Annotated in this window: 11 protein-coding genes and 1 pseudogene; 8 read left to right on the top strand and 4 right to left on the bottom strand. The window is 42.1% G+C overall.

Translation table 11 applies throughout. The annotated features are described in order from the left end of the window. Positions 1–2 precede the first annotated feature (2 nt). Positions 3–395 (top strand): type IV pilin protein, encoded by a 393-nt coding sequence (locus FJQ87_RS06320; RefSeq protein ID WP_140931624.1) that lies wholly within the window; start codon positions 3–5, stop codon positions 393–395. After that, positions 392–691, top strand: coding sequence for a TapY2 family type IVa secretion system protein (locus FJQ87_RS06325; RefSeq protein ID WP_140931626.1), 300 nt, complete (start codon positions 392–394; stop codon positions 689–691). The genes FJQ87_RS06320 and FJQ87_RS06325 overlap by 4 nt, the downstream gene beginning before the upstream one ends. A 240-nt stretch (positions 692–931) precedes the next feature. Here the strand turns inward: FJQ87_RS06325 and FJQ87_RS06330 are convergent, their stop codons facing one another. Together FJQ87_RS06330 and FJQ87_RS06335 are read right to left on the bottom strand one after the other, a co-directional pair. Next, positions 932–1,426 carry a GspH/FimT family pseudopilin gene (locus tag FJQ87_RS06330; RefSeq protein WP_140931628.1) on the bottom strand — a complete coding sequence of 165 codons (495 nt, stop codon included), beginning with the start codon at positions 1,424–1,426 and terminating at the stop codon, positions 932–934. A gap of 61 nt (positions 1,427–1,487) precedes the next feature. Beyond that, positions 1,488–2,003: a GspH/FimT family protein gene (locus FJQ87_RS06335; RefSeq protein WP_140931630.1), complete on the bottom strand. Its 516-nt coding sequence runs from the start codon at positions 2,001–2,003 to the stop codon at positions 1,488–1,490. Between the two features lie 155 nt (positions 2,004–2,158). On the opposite strand from FJQ87_RS06335, the gene glnB reads away from it, so the two are divergent. Then, on the top strand, positions 2,159–2,497 hold the full coding sequence (gene glnB, locus FJQ87_RS06340; RefSeq protein ID WP_140931632.1) for a nitrogen regulatory protein P-II: 339 nt from the start codon (positions 2,159–2,161) through the stop codon (positions 2,495–2,497). Between the two features lie 27 nt (positions 2,498–2,524). Here the strand turns inward: glnB and FJQ87_RS06345 are convergent, their stop codons facing one another. Both FJQ87_RS06345 and FJQ87_RS06350 read right to left on the bottom strand, forming a co-directional pair. Further along, entirely contained in the window at positions 2,525–3,412 is an 888-nt protein-coding gene (locus tag FJQ87_RS06345; protein WP_240778852.1) for a phospholipase A, read from the bottom strand. A 74-nt stretch (positions 3,413–3,486) separates the two neighbouring features. Next, entirely contained in the window at positions 3,487–4,512 is a 1,026-nt protein-coding gene (locus FJQ87_RS06350) for a LacI family DNA-binding transcriptional regulator (RefSeq protein WP_140931634.1), read from the bottom strand. A gap of 402 nt (positions 4,513–4,914) precedes the next feature. On the opposite strand from FJQ87_RS06350, the gene FJQ87_RS06355 reads away from it, so the two are divergent. From FJQ87_RS06355 to FJQ87_RS06375, 5 genes and pseudogenes are all read left to right on the top strand, one after another. Beyond that, positions 4,915–7,320 carry a TonB-dependent receptor gene (locus FJQ87_RS06355; protein ID WP_140931636.1) on the top strand — a complete coding sequence of 802 codons (2,406 nt, stop codon included), beginning with the start codon at positions 4,915–4,917 and terminating at the stop codon, positions 7,318–7,320. After that, positions 7,317–8,519, top strand: coding sequence for an IS256-like element ISSod4 family transposase (locus FJQ87_RS06360; RefSeq protein WP_140931638.1), 1,203 nt, complete (start codon positions 7,317–7,319; stop codon positions 8,517–8,519). Before FJQ87_RS06355 ends, FJQ87_RS06360 begins: the two co-directional genes overlap by 4 nt. Positions 8,520–8,552: 33 nt before the next feature. Next, positions 8,553–8,852: pseudogene (locus FJQ87_RS06365) on the top strand (TonB-dependent receptor); the annotation flags it as partial. A gap of 112 nt (positions 8,853–8,964) precedes the next feature. Continuing rightward, positions 8,965–10,566 carry a tryptophan halogenase family protein gene (locus tag FJQ87_RS06370; protein ID WP_140931640.1) on the top strand — a complete coding sequence of 534 codons (1,602 nt, stop codon included), beginning with the start codon at positions 8,965–8,967 and terminating at the stop codon, positions 10,564–10,566. 140 nt (positions 10,567–10,706) lie between these two features. After that, positions 10,707–11,405: a SapC family protein gene (locus FJQ87_RS06375; protein ID WP_140931642.1), complete on the top strand. Its 699-nt coding sequence runs from the start codon at positions 10,707–10,709 to the stop codon at positions 11,403–11,405. The last annotated feature ends 215 nt before the right edge of the window (positions 11,406–11,620 follow it).

An 11,620-nucleotide genomic window follows, 5' to 3' on the forward strand; every position in this document is an offset into this window, starting at 1 on the left:
CCATGGGAACAGCAAAGGGTTTTACTCTAATCGAGCTGATGATCACTGTGGCAATTGTAGGCATATTAGCGGCTATTGCTTACCCATCATATATCGATTACATCACTAAAAGTGCGCGCTCTGAAGGTGTCGCTGCGGTAATGAAAGTGGTCAATTTACAGGAACAGTATTATCTGGATAATCGTGCTTATGCTACTGATATGACAAAACTCGGTTTAAATAAGACCCCTTTTATCACTGAGCATGGGCATTATAGTATTGCTTCCGCGGGCAGTAGTGATTTTACTATCACGGCAACAGCGCTAGGTGCGCAAGCAAGCAGGGATAGTAATTGTAAAACAATCACCATGACTTCTGCAGGCATCACTGGACCATCGTCGGAGTGCTGGAAATGATAAAATACATTATCGGTTTTATTTTTTGTACTATGTCTTATATATCGGTCGCGGCCAACATTGACGCTGCAGAGGATTATAAATGTCATATCAAGGTGGCAACGGGGGATAAAATTGTTTTTTATCGTTGGCAGTCAACAAGTGTCAATATAATGGTCGGTAATTTACCTGGAAAGCAATTGCGTGGTTCAGATGGTAATAAATTTTTTATAAAAGATGTAGTTGAATGTGTACAGTTAGGCAATGATTTTACCAATGAATTTAGTAAGCAGTTAGATGAAAATACTCCTAGATAATTGGGGAGTCATATTTATCTTAAATACTGTTTCGAATGCTTGATTGGTGAATGTTTAATGTCATTTGATTACTTGTGTTGGTTAATAGTTTTTATAATGCTTAAATAATCAGGATGGCATATGTAGTGGTGCGTGATATTTTTTTATCTGAGGATTTATTAATTATATTATTTTTCGCCAATATGAGCTGAGTAGATTTGCATTGTTATGAATGGTAATAATTGATGGACTTTGGGGGCGTTAGCAACCCGCCCCAGCATCACTATAAGAAATAATACCACCGACTTTCACTGTTACTGCTTTTGCTTCAGTCTTCTTGCCATTGGGACAATAAGTTAATGTAGCTCCATTAGATAATCCATCAGGGGCGAATGTCAGTAAGGCTACAGAGCCCTTTACTTTATCATTGGCATGGAAACCATCAATAGCTCGCAATGGCTTACTGATGTTTTTATCGGTATAGACCCGTATTCCTTTACTCCAATCCGTCGTAGTTCCACAGGCATCAGCCGTAGCATAAGGGCAAACTTTAACAGTAGTGCCATAGCTAATCGCCTGGCTGCGAGCAAAAATGAGTGTATCGTGGATTTTTTCGATATTACTATTTACTCGCATGCCTTCATAGAGGGACACTAATGATGGAGTGCCAATAGTTAGCAATATTGCAGCTATGGCAATCGTTATCATCAATTCAATAAAGGTAAAACCTAATCCAACGTAAGTCCGTATAATCATGATGTCCTCCAATGAACAGATTAAGTATACCTCACTGAGTTATAAAGTCATTGCGGATAGGTTAATCGCATCGTATCGAAGATGCATGACTACGTCTTATCCGCCCTGCATTGTTAATGATGAGTGCTTGTGAATTAGGGTTATCTTTGGCGTGTGGGCAATAAGTTAATGTTCCATTGCTCCCTGAACTCAAACCACTGGACAGAAATCGTACTCTTTGGCGGTTAAATTGTACCGTGTCATTGGCATTAAACTCATTGATTACCATTAGGAGTTTATCTGCACCATTTAATTGACCGTTAGCATCGACATCGATAAATACTGACATGCCTTTATTCCAGTCACTATGGCATTTATTGGCTATTATGGGGCATACAGTGACTTGAGTGCCCAAATTAATGGCATGGTTTCGAGCCAAATGTAAGGTTTGTTCTATCGTACTTATTTGACTGCTAGCGCGCTGCGCATGCCAAATCCCAGATAAATTGGGGTAACTTAAAGTTGTAACAATTGACACAATCAAAATAATTATGATTAATTCAATCAGGGTGAATCCTTGGTGACGAGATATCAGCATGGGCATTTACCTTTGAGGCATCCAAGCGAGATCAGGTCCATTATTCAACCATTATTCAACCATTATTATAGATGCAGTTATCCAAATAAGGGGCTTTAGCAAACGTAAGCTAACTGGTAAGCTTTAGCCATATTGGTAAGTGATTGGAGTGGGTGATGAAAAAAGTTGAGGCCGTGATTAAGCCTTTCAAATTGGATGATGTACGGGAAGCCTTGGCTGAAATAGGCATTACCGGCATGACAGTCTCAGAAGTGAAAGGTTTTGGTCGGCAGAAAGGCCATACTGAGCTTTATCGCGGCGCTGAGTATATGGTCGATTTTTTACCTAAGGTAAAAATAGAACTAGTTATTCAAGATGATATGTTAGAGCAAGCCTTAGATGCGATTGTTGAAACCGCTCGTACTGGTAAAATTGGTGATGGCAAAATTTTCGTGACTGAAGTGGAACGAGTGATTCGAATTCGTACCGGTGAAGAAAACGAAGAGGCTGTGTAGGCCTCTTAGCATCTGGTGTACATAGAGTTAGAAAGCAATGCCGATCCCCGCGGCATTATCATAGTGGTTATAGTCTGAGATCGTCATGCCATAACCACTTTGCAAGGTGATGTAACCTTTAAACCCCTTATATAAAGGAAATTTCCAGCTAATTTCTTCATAGCCATTGGAAAACCCACTTTCTAGCAGATTTCTCAAGGTAAAACTTAATTGATGCTCACCCATATACCAATCGGCTTTGACTCGGCCATAACCTAAGTAATCACTAATGTCAGGGTTGTAGTTAGTGCTAGTGACATTAGCTCTAAGCCAAGGTTTGATACTTAGTGTTACTTGATTGAAATCAAGTGAAAACTCCACATAGACTCTGTTCCAACTGCGCTCATAAATGCCGCCTTTACCGTTCGATTGATGCTCAAAGCCTAGGCTAGTACTTTGCCAGGTGGATTCATCTTTGCCGTGCAGCCAAGTCCAAAACAATTGCGGCTGATATTGGCTATCGCGAAAGTAGGCCGACTTATCATAAGCCTGCCAATTGGAAATTTGTGAGTAAGCCAGATAAAGGCCGTCATTATCAGTGAATAGATTGTGAGCTAGACCGTATTTAAGGCTAAATTGAAATTGAACATTGGTATTGCCGACATCGCCGCCATTGGGATTTTGTGGTCGATAATAATCTTGATTTAGCGACTGAGTTTGGAATACGGGTAATAAATAATTGGTATCAAATACGGTTAACTGATAAATATCCGTTGTTGGGGTAAGCCCTGCAACGCCACTAAATTTCTGTTGTGGCAAGTGAGTTGGCGCTAACAGTTGGTCGTTGCCATTGCTGTTTTCATCTCTAGTATTGTCATGAGCAGCAAGTGGCAATGATAACAAGCTAATGGCGCAACTTATCAGGTATGGTTTCAATGATTGGACTCCCTATTATTATATTTTTAATAGGTTAGTCCAAATCTAATCAGAATTTTGTTTATTGGTTTAATTTAATCTATAGGCACTGCCGTTGAATCCCTCAGTATGGGTTTAGGAATAAACATTTGGCCATCAAGGTGCTCGCGTCGACGGCATTTATTAATTAAGTTGCAGGTAGCTAGTTTGGCGATAGCTTGATTGGGTTGATGGACAGTGGTTAATTTGGGCCAGGTTTGTCTTGAAAATGGACTATCCTCGAAGCCGACTATGGATATTTGTTTTGGGATAGCAACCCCAGCTAAGCGCGCCGCAAATAGCGCGCCGGCGGCAATTTCATCATTACAGGCCACAATGGCTGTGGGGGCTGGACTTAAACTTAATAATCGATTAGCGCCAGCCACCCCAGATTCAAAATTATATTGGCCATCAATTAAATATTCTGGATACGTGGTTAATTGATGATGGGCTAAGGCTTCTAAAAAACCATCCATCCGCTCTTTAGTGGATTGATGCTCAGGATCACCACTTATAAAAGCAATACGCTGATGCCCGAGTTGAATTAAGTGCTCGGTAATGGCAATGGCGCCGACTTTGTCATTGACTAGCACTTGTAAGCCATTGGCCACTATTTGTTGATCTAACTCTGAGGCGGCAATAATGCGTACATATTGGGTGCCTATGGCATCAAGTGCGGCTAACACTTGTGGGTTTTCTGATAGCGGTGGAGTAAGTACTAACCCTGCGAATTGAGTATGCATAACTAAGGCGGTTAATTCTTGGCAAATATCGCTACTGCTGGCATCGCAAGGATGGATTAGCAGTTCATAACCTTGCTCACGGCACGCATTTAAAATACCGTTTTGCATATCAATAATGTAGTAAGCGTTGGGGTTGTCATACACAAAGCCAATCACATAAGAGCTTGATGACGCTAAGTTTCGAGCCGACTGATTAGGTTGATAATCTAAAGCCTTAATGGCCGCATTCACTTTATCTATAGTGCTTTGCTTGACCTGCGGCTCATGATTAGTGACCCGTGAAACGGTTTTTATCGATACGCCCGCATACTTTGCTACATCATTTATGGTTACTTTCATCACTGAATTCTTGTTAGGTGCAATTTAGGTGCAGGCATAACTTATGCCTAATGTAGTGTTACTCTTGGTCTTACCAGCAGGTCTTACCAGCGAGTGATACATCACTATTGTCTTAATAGTCAGTATTTTACTCTTTAAATTCCCATCAAAATAGATCTTAACCCTCAAAATTAACATATTCATTACACAGCTTGGGTTAAGCACTTGTTTGTCAATAGTAATAATAAATTTCCGTATTCATTTGTTATCTCGTCAACGGTTAATTTTTTATTCTTTTGGTTATTTTGTTGTGGCGCGAATGTTAGTTGTTGTGTAATGTTTGCACAATCATGACAGCGTTGTCATTCTTTAGCGAATGGTTATGTACGAAAACAATAAAAACCGTATGGAAGGGAAATAAAGATGCAATCATCTAACCTAAAGAAAACCTTATTAGCCTCTAAAATTGCTGTTCTGCTGAGCGGTGCAGTAGCTATGGGCGCTATGGCTGCGGAAGCTGAAACTAAAACCAAAACGGCTGATGCAGATATCGAAACCATTGAAGTCACAGGTATTCGAGCGTCACAGCAAGCCAGTTTGAACACTAAGCGTTTCTCTGATGCCGTAGTTGATGCTATTACCGCAGAAGACATTGGTCAGTTTCCTGATGGCGACATCGGTGAGTCGTTAGCCCGTATCCCTGGTATCACGGTTAACCGTCAATTTGGTCAGGGCCAACAGGTATCTATTCGTGGTGCTTCTAACCAATTAACTAATACCTTGCTCAATGGCCATGCCGTAGCATCTACCGGTTGGTATGATCAACAAGCGATTGACCGCAGTTTTAACTACAGCTTATTGCCACCAGAAGCTATAGGCTCAATTGAAGTTTATAAATCATCACAAGCTGATCTGCCGGAAGGTGGCGTTGGTGGTACTGTGATAGTTAATACCCGCAAGCCATTAGATGTGCAGGATAAAACCGCCTTCTTTAGCGCTAAAGGCGATTACGGCACTATTTCTGAGACAACCGATCCTGAATTATCAGGTTTGTACTCATGGTCAAACGAAGATCAAACCTTTGGTATCTTAGGTTCTGCTTCATATGCCAAAACGGATTATCAGCGTAACGGCGTTGAATCATTACTGGGCTGGGGCGAAATTGTTCCTACCACCTTTGAACAGCAACGTGAGCGTCAAGCTTATAACGTCGCTATGCAATATCGTCCTATGGACAACTTAGAGTTTGGTCTTAACATTTTAAGCCTGAACTTAGAGGCCGATAACGCTAACACTTCGATTTTCTTATTCCCGACTCAGCAAGGTGACAGTACCTGTAACAGCGTCAATGCTGCTGGGGTTTGTACTTCAGTTGAACACAGCGGTAAAGATGCATTCGCTTGGGCACAAACGTGGGCGCGTCAAGCTAGCATGAGCTCTGACACCTATAACTTTGATTTTAAATATGAAGGCATAGGTTATACCTTAGATGGTTTAATAGGTAACAGTAAGGCTGACGGCGGCACAGATTTAACTGCTAACTATGGTAACTCCATCGGTAAATCCAGTGATTTCAAAGGCATTTACGATGCTACTGGTGATCAAATCTATATAGATATCGCCAACAAACACTTTGGTGCTGAAGATTTTAACGGTCAAGTCGGCCCTGAGGGCTGGTCACTGAAAAGACAGCCAAACTCAGACGAAGAAACTTACGCTCAGTTTAACGTGACTGTACCGGTTGATTTTGGTGCGATTAACAGCATTAAGTCTGGCGTGCGTTATGCCGACCATAAAGTAACCCAAACCACTGAAAAAGCATTGGTTACAGCTGCTAGCCTTGCAGGGGCTAGGGGCAATGCTAGCGACTACTATAATGGCACCATTTCATCGGGCGCAGGTTTTATATTACCTAAGCCTAATTATGATGCGATGATCAATGGCGCCAAATCAGCTATCACAGGGTTTGAACTGGATAAATCTGGTTATGGCACCTTAAATGAAAAGAACTTAGCTCTGTATGTGATGGCTAACTTTGAAGCCGAAGGCATACGCGGTAACTTTGGTCTGCGCTACATTTCAAGTGACGTTGAATCTGATTACTACGACTTAAATAATAAAGGCGAATTTGCCAATACCTTAAGTACCGATAAGCACGATTATAGCGATGTATTGCCAAGCATTAACGTCGCCTTTGATTTAGCGCCCGATGTAATTTTACGTGCATCAGCTGCGCAAGTGATTTCTCGCCCTAACTATGCCGACTTGTTTGCTACTTCAACCTTACCAGGCTTAAACGATGGTACTCCTGGCAACGAAGTGGTTAACCAAGGCAGTGTAGTATTAGAACCCTTTAAAGCGACCCAAGCAGATTTAGGAATTGAATGGTATTTCAGTGCTGATGGTTTAGTGGCAGCGACTTATTTCATAAAAGATGTGAGCACATTCTCAAGTACTCGTCAGCTGTTAAATCAGCAAATTGGTATCAATGACAATGACTTGATTGCAGATGGTGGCAGTAGCTGTGGTGTTGGTGTGTATGACTGCTGGACAGTGAGTGAGCGTTATAACGCCAATGGCGGCAAAATCGATGGTATTGAATTACAACTGCAAGACTCGTTTGATTCAGGCTTAGGTTACGCCGCAAACTATACCTATGCTAATGCGGTATCACCTGCCGAAAACTACCCAGATTTAGTGGGCGTATTCTCCGATTCATCTAAGCACACAGTTAACTTAGTGGGCTTTTATGAAATGGAAGATTTCTCGGTAGTGTTCATAATTCTGTGTCATTTCAGTAAAATATTCAAAAACAGGAATGACACATGACCCAACCTTTTAACTTCGAACAAGCCCTTAAAGATCTGCAGTCAGGTAAAAGCCTCACAGGTAAAGACAGCATTCTTGGTCCACTGATCAAGCAACTCACTGAAGCGGCTCTCCAGGCTGAGCTTGAGCAGCATTTAGCGCATGATCCTCTGCCTAATCGTAAAAATGGCAAAACCCCTAAGACCATTAAGCATCCGTCCGGTAACTTTGAGTTAGACACCCCTAGAGACCGCAATGGCACTTTTGAACCTCAGTTTATTAAGAAAAATCAAACTACGCTAACCGATGAAATCGAACGTAAAGTGTTATCGATGTTCAGTATAGGTATGAGCTATCGCGATATTAATCAACATGTTGAAGATATGTATGGGATCAATGTATCTAACGCAACAGTCAGTGCTATCACTGATAAACTCATCCCCGAACTTAAAGCGTGGCAACAGCGCCCATTAGATAGCCATTATCCTATCGTTTGGCTTGATGCGATACATTATAAAGTCAAAGAGGATGGGCGTTACGTCAGTAAAGCCGTTTACACATTGTTAGCGCTTAATATGAAAGGAAAAAAGGAAATTTTAGGGCTTCATTTATCCGAAAATGAAGGCGCTAATTACTGGCTATCCGTACTGACCGATCTTAATAATCGTGGTGTAAAAGATATTCTTATCGCCTGTGTTGACGGCTTGACCGGTTTCCCTGAGGCGATAGCCAGTATCTTCCCTAATACGGAAACACAGCTATGTGTTATCCACCAGATCCGCAACTCAATGAAGTATGTCGCCTCAAAACATCAGAAAGCGTTTATGGCTGATTTAAAGCCTGTGTATCGAGCCGTGAGTAAAGAAGCCGCAGAGATGGCATTGGACGAACTGGAGGCCAAATGGGGTGATGCTTATCCGCTGGTAATCAACTCTTGGCGTCGCAAATGGCATAATTTGTCCCATTATTTTAGGTACCCAGAACATATCAGGAAAGTGATTTACACGACCAATGCCGTTGAGGCGGTACATCGCCAATTTAGAAAGCTCACCAAAACCAAAGGTGCTTTTCCTAATGAAAATAGCTTGTTGAAGCTACTTTATGCAGGCATATTAAACGCCTCAGATAAATGGACCATGCCAATCCACAATTGGAGCCTTTGTTTATCTCAGTTAGCGATTTATTTTGAAGGGCGTTTAGATAGCGTGCTAGAAATTTAAAAATTAGCCTGACACAGAATTTTGAACGCCCTCGATTTCTCGGCGCGCTTAGCTTATAACTGGCGTAGTGAGTACATGATCCGTGAATTACCTGGTTTCTACGGTAACCGTGAACACCAACCTTATGGTCAAGTGGATTTTAGTGCCAACTATAACCTCACTGACTATATGACTTTAGTGTTTGAAGCGGTTAACTTGACGCAAGCAGATAGTATTCAAAAAGGTGTATCGCCACTGAATGCTGAAGTTAAGCCAGAGTTTATGGCTAACTATCCAGTATGGAGCTTTGAAGGCGAAGCGCGCTATAAGTTAGGCGTATCCTTAAGCTTCTAACTCTTCGCAGGATTGAGTCAGTGGTTATGGAGTGTCTAATTAGCCTTAACGCAATAGCGCTCTAATCAAAGCCCAGCATTTGCTGGGCTTTGTTATATGGGGAGAATTGATAATGACAATAACTAAAATTGCCATAGTGGGCGGCGGCACTGCCGGTTGGTTAGCGGCGAACCATTTAGGTAAAGCGTTAGCAGCGCGGCGCGATATTGAATTGACGTTAATTGAATCGCCGCAGGTGCCCACCATAGGGGTCGGGGAGGGCACAGTACCTGCTATTCGCCAATCGCTGCAATCTTTTGGCATTAGTGAAACTGAGTTTATTCGCAGCTGTGATGTTACCTTTAAGCAATCGATTAAATTTATTAACTGGTTAGATAAGTCGAGCCATGGCGAGCATTATGCTTATCATCATTTGTTTGATAGACCAAGTTCACCCCTTGATTTAACGCCGCTTTATTTAAGCCAACTGGCACAATCTGAGTTGTTACCCACCAGTTATGCATCCACAAACGCCTTGCCAACTGGCTCAGAACCAAATGCTGGTGGATTTAATGCAAGCTCAGTGCATTACGCGCACTTAGTCTCTGCGCAGCATCAGTTATGCGAAAGCGGTAAAGCCCCTAAATCTATTACTACCCCCGAATGGCAAGGAATAGCAGGGTACGCTTATCACCTCAATGCCCTTAAGTTTGCACAGCTTTTGGCCAGTAATGCGAAGCAAAGATTTAACGTTAACCATATACGAGCTCATATCGATAAGGTTGTACTAGGCGATGACGGCTTAATTTCAGGGCTAGTGACAGAGGAGCATGGCCTAGTTAATTTTGATTTTTATATTGATTGCAGTGGCACGGAAGCCGTGCTGATGAAAGCGTTAAAGGTGCCCTTTATCAGTGTGGCAGATAGCTTGTTTGTCGATACAGCGTTAGCTATTCAAGTGCCTACCGCCGCTCTGCAAACGATTCCGCCTTATACATTAGCCACCGCCCATCAAGCGGGTTGGATTTGGGACATTGCCTTAACTGAGCGCCGCGGCGTTGGTTTAGTGTATTCATCGCGGTATATGAATGAAGACGAAGCAACCCTTAAGCTTCATCGTTATCTTGGTCCAAGCAGTTGTGACATGTCGTTTCGAAAAATAGCGATGAAGGTTGGCTATTTAGCTGAAAGTTGGCGCGGCAATTGTGTGGCTTTGGGGCTAGCGCAAGGGTTTCTTGAGCCGCTTGAAGCCACTTCAATTATGCTTACCGATTTTTCGGCTAAGTTATTGGCGGAGCGATTGCCACAAGATTGTGCGCAATTGCCGTTATTGGCTGGGCGCTTTAATCAGGTAATGCTGCATGCTTGGCAGCGAGTGATAGATTTTGTCAAATTGCATTACTTTTTATCCGACCGCAGTGATAGTCAATTTTGGTTAGATAACCGCAATCCTGCGCATTTATCAGAGGAATTACAGCAACGTTTGCAGCTGTGGCAAACCTCAGTGCCTTTGAAATCAGATTTTTTCTCCAAGTTTGAAGCTTTTGATTTAGAAAATTATTTATACGTGCTTTATGGGATGAAGTATCAGACTCAATTAAGCGGAGCCCCATCAGCAAGCCTTAGGCAACAAGCCGAAGACGTGCAGCAATTGGCTCGAAAATGGCTTGAATATTTGCCTGAACATAGGGATTTACTCGAACGCATTCATAAATATGGCTTACAAAAAAATTAATTTGCCTGTTCATGTTGCGTTAGTGTTGATTAACTTTTTGTTTTTCTATAAAAACTAGGTATAACAGTGGCATCTTAGGCGTCTTTTTGTATAACAAGACGAGCCATCACCCCACCAATAATAGCAAAAGGGATTTTTTCATGACTCAAGCCATTAGCCTGCTCGATCATACTAAACATGGGCACTTAAAAATTGGTGCGCAAGATTTGTCGCACTTACATGATCAACACATAGTGCCTGTGACTTTGCACGAATTCCCACGGGTCGCCGTGGAATTTCCCATAGTGTTTGTTAAAAACACTGAGACGGGTGAGTTTCAAGCTGTGGCTATGTTAGGCCTAAAGCCTGGGCAGAATTTATATGTTAACGATGGCCGCTGGTCAGGGTTATATCAGCCCCATGTGGTGCGTGATTATCCGCTGGGCTTAATATTAAACCCTGAGGTTGAAGATAAAGTGTGGATTGGTATTCGCGATACCAGTCCGATTGTCAACCAGAGCGAAGGCCAAGCCTTGTTTAATGGCGATAAAGAAACTGAATTTCTGGTGGCACGCAAAGAAGCCTTAATTAGTCATTTCCAGCAAGATCAAGTGACTAAGCATTTATTGGCTAAGTTAGCTGAATTGGAGTTATTGGAATCACAAACCTTAACCGTTGAGATTAAGGGTGAAAAACGCAACATCAACGGTTTATATCTTATCAGTGAGGCAAAACTCACCGAGCTCAGTGATGAGCAATTTATTGAATTACGCCGCTTAGGCTTAATTGGCCCAATTTATAGCCACTTGACTTCGCTTAACCAAATTCAGCGCTTGGCACAAACTGAAGCCAGCTTATAACTCACGCTTAATTGAGGCAGTAAAAGCCGTAGCCACGCTACGGCTTTTTCATATGGTTTTTTGTCTTCGGATGACTAATTTTTTAGTCATTGATATCAATTTACGCATAGCAGTTTAGGTGTCACAAGGGGGGGCTTAAGCCTGTTCACTGGGATTTATTTGCGTCTAAAAATGTAGATGTTGATGATTTGCCTTTGTTGGTGAAATAATTGTAG

The sequence above is a fragment of the Shewanella sp. SNU WT4 genome (assembly GCF_006494715.1).
Taxonomy (GTDB): domain Bacteria; phylum Pseudomonadota; class Gammaproteobacteria; order Enterobacterales; family Shewanellaceae; genus Shewanella.

Excerpts from the sequence above, each read along its gene's own strand:
- FJQ87_RS06320 (WP_140931624.1), top strand. The coding sequence starts at position 3 with ATGGGAACAGCAAAGGGTTTTACTCTAATCGAGCTGATGATCACTGTG.
- FJQ87_RS06325 (WP_140931626.1), top strand. The coding sequence starts at position 392 with ATGATAAAATACATTATCGGTTTTATTTTTTGTACTATGTCTTATATA.
- FJQ87_RS06330 (WP_140931628.1), bottom strand. The coding sequence starts at position 1,426 with ATGATTATACGGACTTACGTTGGATTAGGTTTTACCTTTATTGAATTG.
- FJQ87_RS06335 (WP_140931630.1), bottom strand. The coding sequence starts at position 2,003 with ATGCTGATATCTCGTCACCAAGGATTCACCCTGATTGAATTAATCATA.
- glnB (WP_140931632.1), top strand. The coding sequence starts at position 2,159 with ATGAAAAAAGTTGAGGCCGTGATTAAGCCTTTCAAATTGGATGATGTA.
- FJQ87_RS06350 (WP_140931634.1), bottom strand. The coding sequence starts at position 4,512 with ATGAAAGTAACCATAAATGATGTAGCAAAGTATGCGGGCGTATCGATA.
- FJQ87_RS06355 (WP_140931636.1), top strand. The coding sequence starts at position 4,915 with ATGCAATCATCTAACCTAAAGAAAACCTTATTAGCCTCTAAAATTGCT.
- FJQ87_RS06360 (WP_140931638.1), top strand. The coding sequence starts at position 7,317 with ATGACCCAACCTTTTAACTTCGAACAAGCCCTTAAAGATCTGCAGTCA.
- FJQ87_RS06370 (WP_140931640.1), top strand. The coding sequence starts at position 8,965 with ATGACAATAACTAAAATTGCCATAGTGGGCGGCGGCACTGCCGGTTGG.
- FJQ87_RS06375 (WP_140931642.1), top strand. The coding sequence starts at position 10,707 with ATGACTCAAGCCATTAGCCTGCTCGATCATACTAAACATGGGCACTTA.